Source organism: Streptomyces sp. NPDC007856 (assembly GCF_042868225.1).
Classification (GTDB): domain Bacteria; phylum Actinomycetota; class Actinomycetes; order Streptomycetales; family Streptomycetaceae; genus Streptomyces.
The window spans coordinates 194,360-210,334 of record NZ_JBIAEC010000014.1 but is presented as its reverse complement, the minus strand read 5'-3'; the positions used below and the strand labels follow the sequence as shown (position 1 = coordinate 210,334).

Below are 15,975 nucleotides of genomic sequence, written 5' to 3'. Positions count from 1 at the left end.
ACTGTGGGCGCAACGCGGGCTGCGCGCCTGTGATTCCTCGGTGGGGTCAGCCCAGCAGGATCGTTACGTCGATGTTGCCGCGGGTGGCGTTGGAGTAGGGGCAGACCTCGTGCGCCGCGTCCACCAGCCGGGCCGCGACGTCCGCGTCCAGTACCGGCAGGGAGACGCTGAGGGCGACCGCGAGGCCGTAGCCGCGGTGCCTGTTCGGGCCGATGCCGACCTTGGCGGCGACCGTGGAGCCGGTCAGGTCGTAGCCCTCCCGGTTGCCGACGAGGATCAGCGAGTTGTGGAAACAGGAGCTGTAGCCGGCCGCGAACAGCTGTTCCGGGTTGGTGCCGTTGCCGTGGCCGCCCAGCTCCGGAGGCATCGCGACCTTCAGCTCGATCTGGCCGTCCTGGCTGGTGACATAGCCGTCGCGGCCGCCGTGGGCGGTGGCCTCGGCGACGTACATGATCTTCGTCGGACGGGTGTCGACGGTCGGACGGGTGTCGACAGCGGTGTCCTCGGTCATGGCCGGCCTCCCCCGGAACAAGTGGCGCACAAGTACATCGTGCACAAGGTACTGGCCGGTACGTCAGCGGGTGGCACCAGGGGCTGGCAACCGTGGGTAACGCGGGATCGGAGTGGGATCGGTGGACCGGCGCGGGGGATCAGCGCCGCTCGGCCGCCGCGTCGGCGCGCTCGGTGAGTTGCCACAACGCCTCGCGCAGGTACGCGACCTCCTGCGCGCCGAGGCCCGTCGTGGTGAGAAGGGCGCCGGGTATGCGTGCCGCGCGCTCCCTGAGTTGCTCTCCGCGCCCCGTGCACGCGACCAGTACCGAGCGCTCGTCGGCCGCCGCGCGCTCCCTGCGCACCAGGCCCGCCCCCTCCAGCCGCTTCAGCAACGGCGAGACGGTCCCGTAGTCCAGGCGCAGGGCGCGCGCCAGTTCCTTCACGCTGGTCTCGCCGCGCTCCCACAGCACCAGCAGCACGAGGTACTGCGGGTAGGTGAGTCCGAGGTCGTCCAGAAGTGGACGGTATCCGGCGGTCACGGCCCGCTGTGCGGCGTACAGCGCGAAGCACAGCTGGTCGTCCAGCAGCAGCGACCCCTCGGCGTCGCGGTCCTGGTTCGTCACGCACCCATTGTCACGGACTCCGGATCGAAGCCGAGCGGCGAGGACGGGAATCCATCCCGGGTAGACGAGTAGCGAGGTCTCGCATCCCAGCGAGGCGCAAATCGGAAAATATGGGACATTAGAGAGAAAGCGGAAGCGTGGCTTTCGGATAGGTCACTCAGGGTGAAGGGGCGATTCGATGTCTGTGGTCGAGCAGTACGCGCGCGCCCATATCGTCACGGACGAGGAGGACCCGGGGGCTGTACCGGTGGTGCTGCGGTACGACCCCGACTCCGATCCACGGTCGGTCCGGGTCGGCCTGCCGGGCCCGCACGAGTGGACCTTCTCGCGCGCGCTGCTCGAACGGGGCCTGCGCGCACCGGTGGAGAGCGGCGCGGTACGGGTGTGGCCGTGCGGGCGTGTCCAGGCCGTCGTCGAGTTCCACTCCGACAACGGTGTCGAGGTGGTCCAGTTCGAGTCCAAGACGCTGGTGAGATTTCTGCGCCGGACGTACACCGCGGAGCCGGTACGGGCTTGAGGGGAGTCTGTACGGGCTTGAGGCGGGCTTGATCAGCTCGTCTGATCAGCCCATCTTCAGCAGGGTCGCCACGATCGGCCCGGCCGTGTCACCGCCGTGGCCGCCCGCCTGGACCACACCCGCGGCGGCCAGGTCGCCCTTGAACGCGGTGAACCAGCCGTTCGGCTTCTTCTGGCCGTCGACCTCGGCGGAACCCGTCTTGGCGCCGTAGTCCCCGCTCATGCCCGCCATCGCCTTGGCCGCCGTGCCGTAGTCCGCCGTGAACCGCATGACCTGCTTCAGCTGGGACTGCGTCTTCGCGGACATGGTGCGCGACGCCTTCGCCAGCGTGCGGTGGTCCACCTCGGGGGACACCAGGTACGGCTGGTGGAAGGCGCCCGACTCCACCGTGGCCGCCACCGACGCCATGTTCAGCGGGTTCATGCGCACCCCGCCCTGCCCGATCAGCGAGGCGCCCATCTGCGCGCCGCTCTGCACCGGGACGGTGCCGTCGAAGGACGGGACGCCGATGGCCCAGTTGTTCATGGAGAGGCCGTAGACCTCCTGGGCCTCCTTCGTCAGGTCGCTGTTGGACAGCTTCGGCGCGAAGTCGATGAAGGCGTTGTTGCAGGAGGCCCCGAAGCTCTGCTCGAAGGTGCCCTTCTTGATCTCGGAGTCGCCGTCGTTGTGGAACGTCCAGCCGGCCAGCTTGTACGTCTTGGGGCAGGGGTGCGAGGCGTCCGGGGTGATGAGCTTCTTCTCGAACAGCATGGTCGACGTCACGATCTTCATCGTGGAGCCGGGGGCGAGGGAGCCCTGGAAGCCGACGTTGAAGCCGTGCTCGCTGTTGGCGACCGCGAGGATCTCGCCGGTCGAGGGCCGTACGACGACCACGGAGGCCTGCGAGCGCTTGCCGACCTGCTGCTCGGCCGCCGCCTGGAAGGTGGGGCTCAGCGTCGTCTTCACCGTGCCCGGCGTGCCCTTGCTCAGCTCCACCAGCGTCTTGTCGGACAGCCCTGCCTTCTGCGAGGCCTTGCCGCGCACCACACGCAGCTCCACGCCCGCCTTGCCGCCCGCCGTCTTGCCGTACTTCTCCCGCAGACCGTCCAACACCGGCCCCAGGGACGGGTACTTGGCGGCCGTCACCTCGCCGCCGTCACGGTCCAGCGCCTTGATGGGCGGGGTGCCGGACTCGCCGGTGACGAGCGTGTCGCCGTCCTTCAGATCCGGGTGGACCACCGAGGAGTGCCAGTCGACCAGCGGCTTGCCGTCGCTCGCCCGCCGTACCACCGTGAACGAACTGCCGTACGCCAGCGGCTTGCTGAGGTTCCGGTACGACACCGTCGCCTTGACGGAGAACGGCACCTTGGCGCCCGTGGGCGTGCCGGCGGTGAGGGTGACGTCCTTCAGATGGGCGTCCTTGGTGTAGCCGGTCAGCAGCCCGGTGGCGGCGGAGGCGTCGTCGGTCGCGGCGGCCGCCTCGCCGATCCTGCCCTGCTGCCACGCGGTGAGGAAGCGGGTGGAGGCGGTGCGGATCTCGGCGGCGCTGAGCGGGCCGGTCTTGACAGCCTTGTGGTCGGCCGAGGCGGACGTCCGCTCGTCGGCGGCGGCACCGCCGTCGGTCAGCACGTAGCCGGCGAAGCCGGCACCGCCGACGGCGAGGACGATCACCCCGCCGACCAGGGCGGGACCGGGACTCATGCGTCGCTCGGCGACGCGCCTTCTCTTGCCCACAGCCTCAGATCCTCCGTGCCTTCCCCAGGGTCCCCGTAGCCCTCACACTCCCCAACGACGGCAATCACCATAAGGTCCCCGCCTCGGCGGGTGATGTCCGGGGCAAATCCGTAGCACGCTTGCGACAATTCACGGCCGCTCCCGGTTCGCGTGGATTCGGGTCAGGGTGTGTACCGGAGCGATCGCCTTGATCGTCGAGCGCGCTCATCCCCTTCGGCGTGGTGGGCACGGTGGTGCGAGTCCTGATCGTGGTGGCGTGGTGGGGTCCTCGGCGACGACTTCCGCGGCTGAACATCGGGCGTACAGCGGCCCCGCACCGGATCGCCGGGGCGGGGCCGTCGTCATGCATGCGGTGGACTCGGACGCTGTCCCCGTCCGGCCGATGCGTTTGAGCCTCACTGACGCCGCTGGCCGAGGACACAGAACTCGTTGCCCTCGGGGTCTGCCAGGACAACCCACGACTGCTCACCCTGGCCGATGTCGACACGCTGTGCGCCATGAGCCAGCAGACGAGCCACCTCGGCGTCCTGGTCATCGGGCCTGAAGTCGAGGTGCAGCCGGCTCTTGGCCTTCTTGCTCTCCTCGAGCCGGACGAAGTCCAACCCCGGCAGGCGATCCGGCGCCGGGCGGATCTCGAACTCCTCATCGGAGGAGTGGACCACGACCCAGCCAAGAGCCTTCGCCCACCACTGCCCCAGAGCTACCGGGTCCTCAGAGTGAACGATTACCTGTTCCCATTCCAAGGTCATCCGCAGACCTTAGCCCGCCAGGACGTCGAGCAATGGCTCCGGCGCCGGGGCGGTTCGCACCCTCAACTGCGAGCACCCCGGTCACCCGGTTGGCCCTCACCGCGCGTGCACCGGGCCGACCGGCGTGATCCTGAAGCTCTGAGCCCAGCGACAGGCGCGGACCTGACAGGAGCTGGATATGGCAGACCACACGTGGGCGCCGCACCCCGCTCCCCCGCCGGAGGTACTCCCGGAGTTGGATCTCCCCGAGCCCGGCCGACAGCGTCGCTGGACCGTGCTGCTGCGCTGGCTCCTGCTGATCCCCCAATACATCGCCCTGCTCTTCCTGTGGATCGCCGCGTCCGTCGTCATGGTCGTCGGCTGGTTCGCCGCCCTGATCACCGGACGGCTGCCCGAACCGATCGCCTCGTTCCTGACCGGCTACCTCGTCTACTCGACCCGCGTCACCGCCTACGCGATGCTGTTGGTCGACGCCTACCCGCCGTTCGCCTTCCTGGCGCCCGACCACCCCGTCCAGGTCGAGGTCCATCCCGGGAAGCTCAACCGCCTCGCCGTCCTGTTCCGCATCATTCTGCTCATCCCCGCCGCCGTCGTCGTGGAGCTGCTCATCCTCGGCTGGTACGTGATCTGCCCCGTCTTCTGGGTCATGGTGCTGATCCGCGGCCGGATGCCGCGCCCGCTGTTCGAGGCGACCGCCGCCACCGCCCGCTACGACATGCGCCTGTACGCCTACCTGATGATGCTCACCGCGGCCTACCCCAAGCGGCTGTTCGGCGACGCGCCCGCCCCCGGCGAGCAACCCCGCTCAGCTACCCGCCCGCTGCTGCTCAGCGGCGCGGGCAAAGCCCTGGTCGTCGTGTTCCTCGTCCTTGGGGCCGTGCTCTTGATCTTCGACGAATTCATCAGCGCCACCTACGACACCAGCACCACCTCACAGGCGCCACCGCCCTGACGCGTCTGCCCGGCTAGACCCAGGTGTCCAGCCACATCCGCGACCGCCACGAGTCGATCGGGATCGCGGTGCCGGTGTACAGGGGCCAGAAGTAGATGAAGTCTGCGTGGTGGGGGTCGGCGGGGCTCTGACCAGGGTGTTTGGCTCTGGCAAGGGCCGACTCATCTAGCTTGGGCCGTCTGGGGGCCGTGATCTTGGTTCGCTGTGCCTCTGTGAGGTGCGGTAGGCGGCGTTCAGAAAGCCGCGCCGGTGATGCGTTCCCACAACTTGGGATCCATGCACAGGAAGGTAGAAGGCCACCCGGCCATAGCGAGCGGGAACCAGCGAGCCGACCGGGCTCTCGCTACTCAGTGAGCCTTTTCCAACCTCAGTCTGAGCTGGCCAGATGGAGGGTGAAGACCGCTTGGACGAGGCTTGTGATCCGGGTTGTCGAGCAGCGGAGCTTGCGCAGGAGCCGCCACGACTTGAGGGTGGCGATGGCTTGTTCGACCAGGGCTCGGACCTTCGCGTGGGACCGGTTGACGGCCTGCTGACCGGCGGAGAGGCTCTTCCATCGGCCGCGGTACGGGAGGCGGACCGCGCCGCCTGCGCCCTGGTAACCCTTGTCCGCCCAGCAGTTGATGCCGGCCTCGGTCAGAGCGTCGATGATGCCGTGCTCACGGGCGGCCCGGACGTCATGGACGGCACCCGCCAGGGCCGGTGAAGCCCACAGGAGACGGCCTTGGGGGTCGGCTATGACTTGCACATTCATGCCGTGTTTCTTGTGTTTGCCCGAGTAGAAGGGACGGTCGGCGGCGATCCGGTCGATGGGCAGAAGTGTCCCGTCGAGGATCAGATACGCCTTCATCGACGCGGCCCGTACTGCTTCGGCGAGCGTGGGGGCTAGAGCGGCCAGGAGCCCAACGGCCTCCGTGATGTAGCGGTAGGCGGTGGTGCTGCCGATCCCGAAGCCGGCTGCGAGCTGTGCGTAGGGCTGGCCGTTGCGGAGGTGGGCGAGGGTGAGCAGGGCCTGTCGGCCTGCGTTCAGGCGCCGCCACCGTGTGCCGAGAGCGCGCCGACGTTCTCTCAGGCGGGTGGCGAGGAAACGGAGGGCAGAGCTGGACACGTCGACGCCGGACGGGTAGACACGCATGCGAAGCCTCTGGTGGAGACGGTTCTCTTGGTCGAAACCCATCTACCAGGGGCTTCACCTGTCTGTCAGGCCAACTGCCCCACCAACGCGAGAGGTTGGAAAGGCTCACTGCCACAGCAGGGCTCCTGGTATTCGGCCGGGATCGCATCCCGAACCGCCAGGAGGCCCTGCTGTTGTGAACGCCGTTCCTGCCGTGGGATCGCCCCGGCAGGAACGGCGTTCGGTTGAGCAAGCCCGCCGAACGCTGAGCGGCAGGCTGCTCGGAAGCGGCCTAACTCACGATCCAGACCTGGGCCGCCGCCGGGTGTGCGTCGTCGCAACTCCACTGCATGAGCTGGCTGCCGGCACCGCCGACCGTGTCGAGGCACAGATTGGTGCCCACGTGCCTGAACTTCGCGCCGATCTTCTGGTCGACGATCACGGCGGTCTCGACCCACTGTTCCGAGGCCAGCCCGTCACAGAGGTACTCGTCGACGGCCTCGCCCGGAACGCTGGTGCCGTTGTTGACCTCGGCGCAGTACCCGCTCGCCTGATTCACCAGGTAGTAGGTGCCCGCCGAACCGGTCGACACGAACGCCCAGTTCTGCGTGCTGGAGCCGTTGCAGTTGGCCAGCTGAAGTCTGACGTTGAGCACCCCGCCGGGCGCGTCCACGCATTGGCTGTAGGCCATGTTCTTGATCGTGTGATAGCTGCTCGCGGCAGCGGCGGCCGTGACACGGGCGGACACTCCCGTCGTAGAGCCCGGCGTCGGCACGGCGGCACTCGCTCCCGTCGCCAACGTGACCATGCCTGCGCAGCTCAGAAGCGTCGCCGCCAGGACGGTGATCCTGTTCTGGATCTTCATCGTCGCAACTCCTATGACTTGTCGACCGGAAACCCGATTCCGTCTCGCTCGTGGACAGTGTGTTCCGGCGAAAGCGCGCAGTCGCCCTCAGTTCCAGCCATCGCTTCCTGGCTTGTTCCTCTACGTCCGAACCAACGCGAGAGGTTGGAAAAGGCTCAGTGCCCTCCGCCATGGCATCCAATCCGTGCTGGCTGTCCGCGGGCTTGCGCTGTCACCGATTTTCGGACGCCTCGCGAGAGTCGACCCTTTTCAGTCAGCCCCGACTATTGCGAGCCAGCACACGTATGACTCTGCGTCGCTGCAAGAAAGCCGATCGGAGCTCTGAAGCCGATCGCCCGCGATACATGCTCACAACCTGTAGCAATCGGAAGTCAAGCTACCGGTTTATGTCGCAAAAGGTAGCTTGTGGGCGGAGGCGGGGACCTCATAGCTTCAATCTCGACCCGGGGGCGATATGAGTCATGGGCAAAACATCCAAGCCAAGGGGGATCATGCGAAACTCGGTAAGGGTTATAGCCGCGGTGTCCACGCTTTCGGCTGCTATTGCGCTGGCAAGCGCAAATGCAGCTTCTGCTGACCCTTCGACACCTCAAGGGCGCAAGGTAACTGTCACGACGTCGATGAAGGTAGTCGGATTCGATTCAGCAGTAGCGGAACAGCACGGCTATAAAATCGTCACGTTGCCGAACGGAAAGCAGACCTCCGTACCGAAGGACGGGCGCGTCGTCCCGCATACAGCACCTGTCCCCGTGATATACGGCGACTGCGGAGAATCGTACATCCACTTCAATTCAACGGGGGGCAACTACGAGGGTGAGATCTCTACCGGCTACCGGCTCCACCACGACGTCGTTCGCTACGGCTGGACCGTCGACGTCACAGACCGATTCGGGGTTGGTAAGCTACACGACAGCGGCTGGGCCACTGGACCGAATCATGAAATGCATTTTCTCACGCACTCGGGAGGCTCGGGAGACGCTGTCGCGCGGGTTGAAGGCGGAAGCTACGCCATCCTGCTCGACGGTGAAGAGTGCTACTCCGGATCGCCGTGGGATCAGACGTACTACTACAAGGACTGACCACGCACTTCAGTGAGTGAGGGAAAATGAACATCACCCCGCCAAGTCATCGACACGCGATGGAGAAAGAAATCGCAAAGGCCGCGAGGGACTTTGACGGGGTGATGTTCGGCCTCAGAGAGTGCAATCCCATGGGGACGCTCAGTCAACAGCAAGATGGAGTACACGAAACCTTCTTCGTCAAGTATGATTTTGATGGTCGCGGGATGTGGGTCGGCACCACAACTCTGAATATTGACCCTCTGTTCGCTTATCGCTGGCTCGCCACCTTCATTAAGAACCGACAACCGGAGCTTCCGACGCCAAGGCCCGTAGACTTGAAGGTGGGGCAAGAGGAAGTCGGATTGCCTGGCGATATTTCAAACAGATTGCAGACCTATAGCTTGGGATCGGTCAGTTCACTCTCTGCTGAAGTGGATTACCTCTCCTGGATTGCAATTGGTGATCTCGACTTGGTCTGTGCGCAGTGGACCGAGATCAGGTCTATTACATGACCATGATCAGCACGTCGCGCGCTTCATCGACCAAGGCAACGGCCGCGCCTAGGCGGTTGTCGACCACAAAGTGTGGGCCCTGGGGGCGCAGTTCCAGTGGCGCGAGACATCGCGGCCTGCTCGTACGGGCGAATCTACGTCGATGGGAACGCTGTCTCTCCAGCGACGATGGCTAACATCAGCGCCATCCTGCTGCGCTCCGGGGCGACCGTGGTCGACGGCTCCGTGATCGGATCCCCGCCGTCGAACTCGAAGAGACCCCGCTTCTACCTCTCGGGTCCGGCCGAAGCTCTGCCGGCGGTCCTCGGGCTCTTCGACGGAAGCTCCGTCCAAGCTCGTGCTTTGTCGGGCGGGGTCGGGCAGGCCCCCGCGCTCAAGCTGTCGTACAGCAGCTACCAGAAGGCGAGCCGCGCCCTGGCCGCCGTCGCTTATGCCCTCGCTAGTGACCACGGGGTGGAGGGGGAGCTACTCGACATCGCCGCAGGGCGTACGACCAGCTATCTGACAGAAACAACGTACTTCCCGAAGGTCGCCGCCCGGTCATGGCGTTGGGGCCCCGAGATGAGGGAAGCGGCGCACGCCCTCGAAGAGGCCGGACTTCCTTCCGACCTGGCTAACGCCGCAGCGGCCGTTATGGAACGGTGGTCGGGCCTCAAGGATGCGTCGCCGGATCTAGCGCTTGTGATGGAGGAGCTGCATACAGGCCCGCACGGCGATTCGAGCTAGTCCCTTACCTCTCGCAGCAGCTCGATGGCCTCTGTGACTCGGTGCACCGCAGCGACCGGCTTCTGGTTGGCCATCAGGCCATTGGCGGCCGTTGGCCACCCAGACCGTCCGGAGACCCGCTGCCCTTGCGCCATCCATGTCCGTGTCCGGGTTGTCGCCGATCATCCACCCGCCGGCGCTCAGCTCGACTCCACAAGCCGTAGCCGCGGCCTCGAAGAGGCGACGCTCCGGCTTCCGTACCCCTACCTCCGCGGAGACGCAGATGCCGTCGAAGAGCGGTGTGAGCCGAGTCGTGTCGAGCTTGGATCGCTGAATGTCCCCTGCCCCGTTCGTCGCGATGCCGAGCGTCCACCCCGCGCGGCGCAGCCCTTCGAGCCCTTCCCGAACCCCAGGGAAGGGGCGCACCGACCGAGCGACACCAGCGACGTACTCACGCCAGAGGTTGCCCGGATCCTCGCGGAGCCCCAGCACCGTCCGCAGGTGTACGAAGTCCGCCGGGTAGGCGCGCTCCCTGAGCCGATCGCATACGACGGACTCCGCGGTCCGGGGCAACCGGCGCGAGCGCACGAAGCTGCGAGCCCAGCCCTCAAGGCCCGCGCTGCGATCGATCAGGGTGTTGTCCAGGTCAAAGAGTGCCAGCACAAGGCGACGCTACGCGAGGACGCGTTGTCGAGGCCCCGGCCGGACACATCGTCAGCACGCACAGAGGCTGCTACGACTCGGTTGGCCAGGTCGCCAAGGCGGTGCCGGTCTCCTCGTCGGTGAGGGTGATCTGCGGCTCGGGCATGTTGCCGACGGCGCCGATCCAGCCGACGAGCTTCCGGCGGGCGGTTTCCCCGCTCGCCCACCAGCCGTGCTGGACCGGCCGGCCGCTGGTGGTGAGGAGCAGGTGGTAGCGGCCGGGGCTGGTCATGCGAGCCGGATCCCTCTGTACCGGCCGGGTTCGCGGACGATCGCCTGTTTCGATTCGAGTTCGACCAGTTGGTAGTGGACGGATGACCCGCTACGCAAACCGACGGCCTCGCCGATCTCGGCCACGGTGGGTGCCTCGCCCTGGTCGGCAATCGCGTCCCGGATGCAGCGGAGGATGCGCTCCTGGATCGGGGTGAGGTGGTCTACGCGGTGCATACTGGGATTAGAGCGCGTGTTCGAATTTCTGGGCAAGCGGGGACACGCCAGCGAGGAGTGAGCACATGGAAGATCGACTCTCGCGGCTCGACGCCCTCCGCTTCGCCCGCCGCGTCGTAGCCGAGCACACCGCCTGACAGCTCGCCACCATCGACCAGTAGATCGCCGACGAGGAGCGGCGGCAGACCGAGCAACGCCAGGGCGAGGAGAGCCGGCCGCCGGCGCCCGACTGGCTGCTCGAGGTCGGCCTGAACCGCGACCACGCCGTCTACGTGCACCGTGGGGACTGCTGGTGTCCCGTCTCAACTGATCTGGTCCTGGGCTGGGGCTGTGACCTGTGTCTGCTTCCAGCGTGAGCATCAGGGATCCGGCTTCTCGGGCGCTCACGCCCGGCTGGAGAGAGGAGCTCGAAGCTCCACGCGGAGTCGGATCGAGGTGTCGATGGGCAGGCCCATGCTGGAGTAGCGAAGATCTGCCGAGTACTTCGCGATGAGATCAAGATCCCTCAACTGCCGCTGCAGTTCAGAGGCCAGCGCTTCGTCCGGATCAGGGACGAGTTCGTCTCCATCCTGCTCGGCCAGGTACTCAAGGTGTTGATCAACCGCCTCCAGAGCCCGGCGACTGGTCCAGCTGGCGAAGTCGTGGCAGCCGAACAGATAGGCGTGCGCGGCATACAACGCCGCCGCTGCGGCGGATTCGTCCGCATCATCGGGCCCGTCCTGGCCGTCGTTGTGGCAGTAGTCGCTGAGCATGTACTCGGCGACACCGCGCTTCACTGCCGAGAAGGCCGTCGTATCACCGAGAACGCCCTCCCACACAGAGTTCAGCAGGGGGCGAAGGGTCAAGGTGAACGCTGCCTGCTCGTCTTCGGGGAGCGCCTCGTGCCGGCTCATGAGCCGTTCCGCAACACCGGCAGCGAAAACGCCGCGTTCCCCGGACGACCTCCCCCTCAGTCGCTCCTCCACCAGCGTTGAAAGCTCCTGCCACGTGTTCATACAAGCCACCCCGAGTCGCGAAGCCAGCGTGCTCACACTGGCAAAGGCGATCATGGCATCCGCCAGGGACTGCTCACCAAGCGAGGATCCTTGGGCTCCGATCACGGGATACAACCAACGAGGTTTCCCCACCCTCCGCCCGCCCCCGGACCAGATCAGTTGAGACGCCGAGTGAATCGGACCAGATCAACTGAGACAGGGACCAGATCGCTTGAGACGGGACAGCTGGAATGCGGGTAAACGCAGCCGCGGCGTGGATGAAGCCGAGGCCCGCCAGGCGCTCGCGAGCGGCGTGCCAGCGTGCCCTCACTGCCGGCCGGACGCGGCGTGACGGGCCCCAGGCGGCCCGGTAGCAGGAAGGGCCTTCGCCCCCTTGGCCGAGGCGAAGGCCCAGCGCTCATGAGCGGAGCCAGAGGTCAGCGCTTGAACATGTCCTTGATCTTCTCCTTGGCTTGGCGCGCATCGCCCTTGGACTTCTCCGCCTGCCCCTCGACAACCATCGGGTCGTCGACAGCGGCTCGCCCCATGGCCTTCTTGATCTTTCCCTTGGCCTGCTCGGCCTTGGCCCTGGCCTTCTCACCAGCTGACATGGCAGACACGCCTCCTGCCTGGTTAACGATTTATCCGCATTCGGCGGTGAGTCCTGCGTGCCCAGCACGGCCCCTCGCAAACGGGTGGGAGGACCACAAAGCGGCGGTACGCCGCGGTTCGGACGAGCCGAGATCAGGCGCTACGCGGCCGGCGGCCCGCCGTCTTCTTCCCTGCCGCCTTCTTGGCCGGCTGCTTCTTCGCGGCCGCCTTCTTCGTCGGCTCCGGCAGCTCGTGCACCTCGGTCGGCCTGGTGCCCGCGCTGCGGGCGGCCTTCGCTTTCTGCACCGACTCGTTCAGGGCGGCCATGAGGTCGAGCGCGGCGGTCGGCTGCTCGGGCTCGGGCGCCTCGGGGAGCGGCTTCTCCTCCCGCTTCGCTTCGATGATCCGGGCGACGGCCTCGGTGTACTCGTCGCGCACGCCCAGCTCGGTCAGATTCTCGACGGTCATGGTGTCCATGAGGGCGAGCGCGCCTTCGATCTCCTGGTCGGACACTTCGGTCGGTGGTGGGAGCAGCTCGGTGGGGTCGCGGATCTCGTCGGGCCAGTGCATGGCGTGGAGGACCAGGGCGTCGTCGCGGACGCGGAGCAGGCCGAGTCGCTCTCGGCCGGACCAGGCGTACTTCGCGACCGCTACTTTGGCCGAGCGGCTGAGGGCCTGGACGAGGAGCTTGTACGGCTTGGCGGCGACCGGGCTGGACGGCTGGAGGTAGTAGCCCTCGGCGATCTTCAGCGGGTCGATCGAGGCAAGCGGCACGAACGCGTCGATCTCGATGGCCTTCGCCGTCGGCAACGGCAGGTTGCTCAGCTCCTCGTCCGTGATCGGGATGACCTGGGTCTTGGTCAGCTCGTATCCCTTGCCGATCTCGGACTGGTCGACCTCGCGGTCCTCCAGCTCGCAGATCTTGCGGTACCGCACTCGGCCCATGTCCTCGAGGTGGTACTGGTGGAAACGAATGCTGTGATCCTCGGTCGCGCTCACAACGCTGCAGGGGACGGTCACGAGCCCGAAGCTGATCGCGCCGCTCCAGATGGTTCGGGGCATGGCAGACCTCCGCAGTAGCCCCGAGCAACATCAGCCTACGAGCGGGTCAGCCCCGCATACGCTCCGCCACGCCTACGTTCGGCGACCTTCCGTCTCCGCGGTTTCGGAAACCGTCGTGGCGCGGCCACGCCACAAGGGTGCGCTGCGGGTGCACCTACGACTTGGTCCGCTTTGGTTTGATCGGACTATTGTGCTGCCCAGAGCGAGTTCGCTTCTCAGAAGCCATTCGCACCTCGGCTGCTTGCAGAATTTCGTCGACAGTCATGCCGCAGGCGGCCCACCCGACACCGAAACTTGCGTCGACTCGGAGTAACTGGTTCCCAGCGCGAATTGGCTGGGTGATCTCGTTGCGCAGCCGTATCGCGAAGTTACGTGCTTCACCTCCGCCAAGTCCGTCGACGAGGATAACGAACTCGTCACCTCGGAGTCGGGCAACTGTGTCACCCGCTTGAATGACCCGGGAGAGACGCTTAGCGACCTCTACAAGCACTTCATCGCCCGCGCTGTACCCCAATACATCGTTGATCGATTTAAAGCCGTCGAGCCCGCACAAAATGATGGCGAGCCCCTTGACGTTATCCTCGTGGTCAATCTGCGGCACCCACCTGTGTATATGACGGTTGCTTGCGCCGTCCTCCTCTGCTGCTGGGAAGCCCGCATCATCTCGTTCTGACGGGTGCTGGCAGAGAAGGGCACCCAGACGCGCGCGTAGCTCTGGAGAGTTCGGCAGGCCGGTCAGGTGGTCATGGGAGGCGCGATAGGCGAGCTGGAACTCGCGACGCTTGCGTTCTTCGATGTCCTGGACATGAGTCAGGAGGAAGCGAGGGCCGTCGACCGTGTCCGCAACAACTGAATTTCGGAGCGAAACCCAAATATATGTGCCGTCGCGGCGGCCTAGCCGGAGCTCCGCACTCCCGCCCTCCATAGAGGCTGTAAGCAGCGTTTCAATGTCTTCCGGGTGGACCAAATCGGAGAGCGAGTAGCGGCGCATTGCGGAGGCGGGTCGACCCAATAGGCGACACAGTGCATCGTTGGTACGCAATATCCGACCGTGGCTATCACCGTCCATCTCGGCGATTGCGAAGCCGTTGGGGGCGTACTCGAAAGCTTGTCGAAAACTTTCCTCGCTGGAACGCAGAGCCTGCTGCTCGCGCTCCAAGCGCACCAGCGCTCGCTGCATATTACTGCGCATACGTGCAGTACTTACAGCGATCCTCGCTTGGAAGGCATAGGACTGTAGAGCTTCACGCTGCCGCAGACCGGGTCGGCGTCCACTGCGCGGCCTGTCCACGGAGAGCACGCCGATCAACTCACCGGACGGCCCGTCACCCCGGGCGCTAGCTAAAGGCAAATACATAGGAGCGAAGAGTCGGTCTAAGGGATGCCATCCCCCGTCGTTAGAGTCCGAAGGTCCATCGGAGTACCACTGCGGGACATCGTCGTCGAGTATTCGGCCCTCGATGTGCGGGATAAAGCGGAGGTCGCCCCAAGCCTCGCCCATAGCCAGCCGGCGCTCCCAAGCCTCACGAGAACCGACGCGACCAGTGATGCGAGCCTCAACCTCTGCGTCGCCAGCGAAAGAAGCGACTATCAAATCACCATCGGGGCGCACCAGATTCAGGCACGCTACCTCAAACCCCAACGCGCTTACAGCGCCCGCTGAGACAGCCTGGAGCGTGTCTGCCAAACTGGAGGCTCGGTGAAGACCTTCGACTGCTGTCTGGAGGTCATAGGGGCCATCCAGTGGTTCGCTGGGTATGTATGCAGGATTCCTAATAAACGCCGTGCGGCCAACCTGATTTCGTCCCAAGCATTGAGGTTCAGGTCGCGCCTGTCGCCGCAGTATGGCCTGGACTCCCTGAAAGACCGTGTCCAGATCAAGAAACTCTGGTCCGTCAGGAATGCCGTGGGTCAACACGCGCACCAAAGCGCCTGTGAATGCTGTGAAATCTTCCCCAGGTGGTGCTAGGGCGATCGCGCGCTCATCGGCGGCTGCAAGCACATAAGTGCCTTCCGCTTCCGCGAGGGCCGCCACGCTTGAAGCTGGCGACTGCAAACCCATTGCACGTGCGCTGAAGCAGCAGTCAAGAATCACGACGCAGCGGGCCGCGACACTTTCCGCCAGCCGCATACGGATCCATTCGTACGGCAATGCTGTCGAATGAACAGAGCCTCTATCGCTGTCGGGCATCGCCAGGTGTAGGCGCCCTTGACGGTCGAGAAGTCCATGCCCCGCATAGTAAATGATAAGCGTGTCTGTTGCCGCGCCTGCCGCGCGTGAGATTTCCTCATCCACCTCTCGCATGGAGGTGGGGTTGAGCAGGCTGGAACAGTGTGCTGAACCTAGCCCCCATACGTTGTCGGCGAATAGGCTGGCAAGCGAAGCCACATTACGTCGGACTGCTGGTAAGGGGGCGAGGTCGGCGAAGCTGTCGACACCGATGAAGAGTGCCCGCGACTTTTTCGGGTCGGGAAGCCTGCCCATGTGTACCCCTACTGCTGGTCCCCGAGTAGTTGCTCTACCAGGTGTTGAGCCTCAGCCTGGGAAGCACCCGTGATCGTCACTTTGCTGCCGTCAACGCGTTCGACAGTGATAGTTGGCTCTTTCGGTCGAGTTGCACGCCATGACGCGATCGAAACCCCGAGTGAAGCCGCACTGATCCCATTGCCTAGAACTAGCGAAATCAGGTCCAGGGCTGCGCCCTGCTGTCCCGGCACTGGGGCGGATGACGACCCCATTTCAAGGCGTGCCTCACGGCGAACCTTACGGTCTAGGAGTAGCCAGTCATACAGAGAACGGACCTCTTCCTCAGCCGAGTCTCCAGCGAGGCTCAATATGACCTGCACGTCTCAACCCCTCCACCACGTGCTGCCTTACCGATCGTCAGCATAAGCGGTC

20 protein-coding genes and 1 pseudogene are annotated in these 15,975 nt (G+C 65.4%); 6 read left to right on the top strand and 15 right to left on the bottom strand.

Annotated features, from left to right (window positions below; all coding sequences use genetic code 11):
- Window positions 1-46 precede the first annotated feature (46 nt).
- Together ACFYOH_RS30765 and ACFYOH_RS30760 are read right to left on the bottom strand one after the other, a co-directional pair.
- Window positions 47-511, bottom strand: coding sequence for an organic hydroperoxide resistance protein (locus tag ACFYOH_RS30765; RefSeq protein ID WP_388632191.1), 465 nt, complete (start codon window positions 509-511; stop codon window positions 47-49).
- A gap of 139 nt (window positions 512-650) precedes the next feature.
- Window positions 651-1,115: a MarR family winged helix-turn-helix transcriptional regulator gene (locus ACFYOH_RS30760; RefSeq protein ID WP_388632189.1), complete on the bottom strand. Its 465-nt coding sequence runs from the start codon at window positions 1,113-1,115 to the stop codon at window positions 651-653.
- Window positions 1,116-1,293: 178 nt separating this feature from the next.
- On the opposite strand from ACFYOH_RS30760, the gene ACFYOH_RS30755 reads away from it, so the two are divergent.
- The gene (locus ACFYOH_RS30755) at window positions 1,294-1,632 is read left to right on the top strand and encodes an SsgA family sporulation/cell division regulator (protein ID WP_388632186.1); all 339 of its coding nucleotides are present in this window, start codon (window positions 1,294-1,296) and stop codon (window positions 1,630-1,632) included.
- A gap of 45 nt (window positions 1,633-1,677) precedes the next feature.
- Here the strand turns inward: ACFYOH_RS30755 and ACFYOH_RS30750 are convergent, their stop codons facing one another.
- Entirely contained in the window at window positions 1,678-3,345 is a 1,668-nt protein-coding gene (locus tag ACFYOH_RS30750) for a penicillin-binding transpeptidase domain-containing protein (protein ID WP_388632183.1), read from the bottom strand.
- A 395-nt stretch (window positions 3,346-3,740) separates the two neighbouring features.
- Window positions 3,741-4,094, bottom strand: a complete 354-nt coding sequence (locus tag ACFYOH_RS30745) for a VOC family protein (RefSeq protein ID WP_388632180.1) — start codon at window positions 4,092-4,094, stop codon at window positions 3,741-3,743.
- Window positions 4,095-4,272: 178 nt separating this feature from the next.
- On the opposite strand from ACFYOH_RS30745, the gene ACFYOH_RS30740 reads away from it, so the two are divergent.
- Window positions 4,273-5,046 carry a DUF4389 domain-containing protein gene (locus ACFYOH_RS30740; RefSeq protein ID WP_388632177.1) on the top strand — a complete coding sequence of 258 codons (774 nt, stop codon included), beginning with the start codon at window positions 4,273-4,275 and terminating at the stop codon, window positions 5,044-5,046.
- Window positions 5,047-5,413: 367 nt separating this feature from the next.
- On the opposite strand, the gene ACFYOH_RS30735 is transcribed toward ACFYOH_RS30740, so the two are convergent.
- Window positions 5,414-6,178 (bottom strand): IS5 family transposase, encoded by a 765-nt coding sequence (locus tag ACFYOH_RS30735; protein ID WP_388632174.1) that lies wholly within the window; start codon window positions 6,176-6,178, stop codon window positions 5,414-5,416.
- A gap of 271 nt (window positions 6,179-6,449) precedes the next feature.
- On the bottom strand, window positions 6,450-7,022 hold the full coding sequence (locus ACFYOH_RS30730; RefSeq protein WP_360096988.1) for an RICIN domain-containing protein: 573 nt from the start codon (window positions 7,020-7,022) through the stop codon (window positions 6,450-6,452).
- Between the two features lie 461 nt (window positions 7,023-7,483).
- Here ACFYOH_RS30730 and ACFYOH_RS30725 point away from each other — a divergent pair, with 461 nt between their 5' ends.
- The 3 genes from ACFYOH_RS30725 to ACFYOH_RS30715 all read left to right on the top strand — a co-directional run bounded on the left by ACFYOH_RS30725 (window position 7,484) and on the right by ACFYOH_RS30715 (window position 9,321).
- Window positions 7,484-8,101 (top strand): hypothetical protein, encoded by a 618-nt coding sequence (locus ACFYOH_RS30725; RefSeq protein ID WP_388632171.1) that lies wholly within the window; start codon window positions 7,484-7,486, stop codon window positions 8,099-8,101.
- A 26-nt stretch (window positions 8,102-8,127) separates the two neighbouring features.
- Window positions 8,128-8,595: a hypothetical protein gene (locus ACFYOH_RS30720; protein ID WP_388632168.1), complete on the top strand. Its 468-nt coding sequence runs from the start codon at window positions 8,128-8,130 to the stop codon at window positions 8,593-8,595.
- 168 nt (window positions 8,596-8,763) lie between these two features.
- The gene (locus ACFYOH_RS30715; protein ID WP_388632166.1) at window positions 8,764-9,321 is read left to right on the top strand and encodes a DUF1932 domain-containing protein; all 558 of its coding nucleotides are present in this window, start codon (window positions 8,764-8,766) and stop codon (window positions 9,319-9,321) included.
- On the opposite strand, the gene ACFYOH_RS30710 is transcribed toward ACFYOH_RS30715, so the two are convergent.
- The 4 genes from ACFYOH_RS30710 to ACFYOH_RS30695 form a co-directional block, all read right to left on the bottom strand.
- Window positions 9,268-9,963, bottom strand: a complete 696-nt coding sequence (locus ACFYOH_RS30710; protein WP_388632163.1) for an HAD family hydrolase — start codon at window positions 9,961-9,963, stop codon at window positions 9,268-9,270. The genes ACFYOH_RS30715 and ACFYOH_RS30710 overlap by 54 nt on opposite strands.
- Before the next feature lie 70 nt (window positions 9,964-10,033).
- Window positions 10,034-10,234 (bottom strand): hypothetical protein, encoded by a 201-nt coding sequence (locus ACFYOH_RS30705; RefSeq protein ID WP_388632160.1) that lies wholly within the window; start codon window positions 10,232-10,234, stop codon window positions 10,034-10,036.
- Window positions 10,231-10,449, bottom strand: coding sequence for a LexA family protein (locus tag ACFYOH_RS30700; protein WP_388632157.1), 219 nt, complete (start codon window positions 10,447-10,449; stop codon window positions 10,231-10,233). Before ACFYOH_RS30700 ends, ACFYOH_RS30705 begins: the two co-directional genes overlap by 4 nt.
- A 383-nt stretch (window positions 10,450-10,832) precedes the next feature.
- A complete protein-coding gene (locus ACFYOH_RS30695; RefSeq protein WP_388632154.1) occupies window positions 10,833-11,444 on the bottom strand; it encodes a hypothetical protein in 612 nt (203 codons plus the stop codon).
- 211 nt (window positions 11,445-11,655) lie between these two features.
- On the opposite strand from ACFYOH_RS30695, the gene ACFYOH_RS30690 reads away from it, so the two are divergent.
- Window positions 11,656-11,775 carry a DUF6233 domain-containing protein gene (locus tag ACFYOH_RS30690; RefSeq protein ID WP_388632151.1) on the top strand — a complete coding sequence of 40 codons (120 nt, stop codon included), beginning with the start codon at window positions 11,656-11,658 and terminating at the stop codon, window positions 11,773-11,775.
- An 85-nt stretch (window positions 11,776-11,860) separates the two neighbouring features.
- Here the strand turns inward: ACFYOH_RS30690 and ACFYOH_RS30685 are convergent, their stop codons facing one another.
- The 5 genes and pseudogenes from ACFYOH_RS30685 to ACFYOH_RS30665 form a co-directional block, all read right to left on the bottom strand.
- Entirely contained in the window at window positions 11,861-12,034 is a 174-nt protein-coding gene (locus ACFYOH_RS30685; RefSeq protein WP_388632148.1) for a CsbD family protein, read from the bottom strand.
- A gap of 133 nt (window positions 12,035-12,167) precedes the next feature.
- On the bottom strand, window positions 12,168-13,076 hold the full coding sequence (locus ACFYOH_RS30680; RefSeq protein ID WP_388632145.1) for a Ku protein: 909 nt from the start codon (window positions 13,074-13,076) through the stop codon (window positions 12,168-12,170).
- Window positions 13,077-13,230: 154 nt separating this feature from the next.
- Window positions 13,231-14,820: a diguanylate cyclase CdgB gene (gene cdgB / locus ACFYOH_RS30675; RefSeq protein WP_388632369.1), complete on the bottom strand. Its 1,590-nt coding sequence runs from the start codon at window positions 14,818-14,820 to the stop codon at window positions 13,231-13,233.
- Window positions 14,821-14,919: 99 nt separating this feature from the next.
- Window positions 14,920-15,561 (bottom strand): annotated as a pseudogene (locus tag ACFYOH_RS30670) (caspase domain-containing protein); the annotation flags it as partial.
- A gap of 8 nt (window positions 15,562-15,569) precedes the next feature.
- Window positions 15,570-15,923: a hypothetical protein gene (locus tag ACFYOH_RS30665; protein WP_388632143.1), complete on the bottom strand. Its 354-nt coding sequence runs from the start codon at window positions 15,921-15,923 to the stop codon at window positions 15,570-15,572.
- Between the last annotated feature and the right edge of the window lie 52 nt (window positions 15,924-15,975).

Excerpts from the sequence above, each read along its gene's own strand:
- ACFYOH_RS30715 (WP_388632166.1), top strand. The coding sequence starts at position 8,764 with ATGGCTAACATCAGCGCCATCCTGCTGCGCTCCGGGGCGACCGTGGTC.
- ACFYOH_RS30730 (WP_360096988.1), bottom strand. The coding sequence starts at position 7,022 with ATGAAGATCCAGAACAGGATCACCGTCCTGGCGGCGACGCTTCTGAGC.
- ACFYOH_RS30725 (WP_388632171.1), top strand. The coding sequence starts at position 7,484 with ATGGGCAAAACATCCAAGCCAAGGGGGATCATGCGAAACTCGGTAAGG.
- ACFYOH_RS30720 (WP_388632168.1), top strand. The coding sequence starts at position 8,128 with ATGAACATCACCCCGCCAAGTCATCGACACGCGATGGAGAAAGAAATC.
- ACFYOH_RS30735 (WP_388632174.1), bottom strand. The coding sequence starts at position 6,178 with ATGCGTGTCTACCCGTCCGGCGTCGACGTGTCCAGCTCTGCCCTCCGT.
- ACFYOH_RS30680 (WP_388632145.1), bottom strand. The coding sequence starts at position 13,076 with ATGCCCCGAACCATCTGGAGCGGCGCGATCAGCTTCGGGCTCGTGACC.
- ACFYOH_RS30685 (WP_388632148.1), bottom strand. The coding sequence starts at position 12,034 with ATGTCAGCTGGTGAGAAGGCCAGGGCCAAGGCCGAGCAGGCCAAGGGA.
- ACFYOH_RS30705 (WP_388632160.1), bottom strand. The coding sequence starts at position 10,234 with ATGACCAGCCCCGGCCGCTACCACCTGCTCCTCACCACCAGCGGCCGG.
- ACFYOH_RS30740 (WP_388632177.1), top strand. The coding sequence starts at position 4,273 with ATGGCAGACCACACGTGGGCGCCGCACCCCGCTCCCCCGCCGGAGGTA.
- ACFYOH_RS30755 (WP_388632186.1), top strand. The coding sequence starts at position 1,294 with ATGTCTGTGGTCGAGCAGTACGCGCGCGCCCATATCGTCACGGACGAG.
- ACFYOH_RS30700 (WP_388632157.1), bottom strand. The coding sequence starts at position 10,449 with ATGCACCGCGTAGACCACCTCACCCCGATCCAGGAGCGCATCCTCCGC.
- ACFYOH_RS30695 (WP_388632154.1), bottom strand. The coding sequence starts at position 11,444 with ATGAACACGTGGCAGGAGCTTTCAACGCTGGTGGAGGAGCGACTGAGG.
- ACFYOH_RS30745 (WP_388632180.1), bottom strand. The coding sequence starts at position 4,094 with ATGACCTTGGAATGGGAACAGGTAATCGTTCACTCTGAGGACCCGGTA.
- ACFYOH_RS30765 (WP_388632191.1), bottom strand. The coding sequence starts at position 511 with ATGACCGAGGACACCGCTGTCGACACCCGTCCGACCGTCGACACCCGT.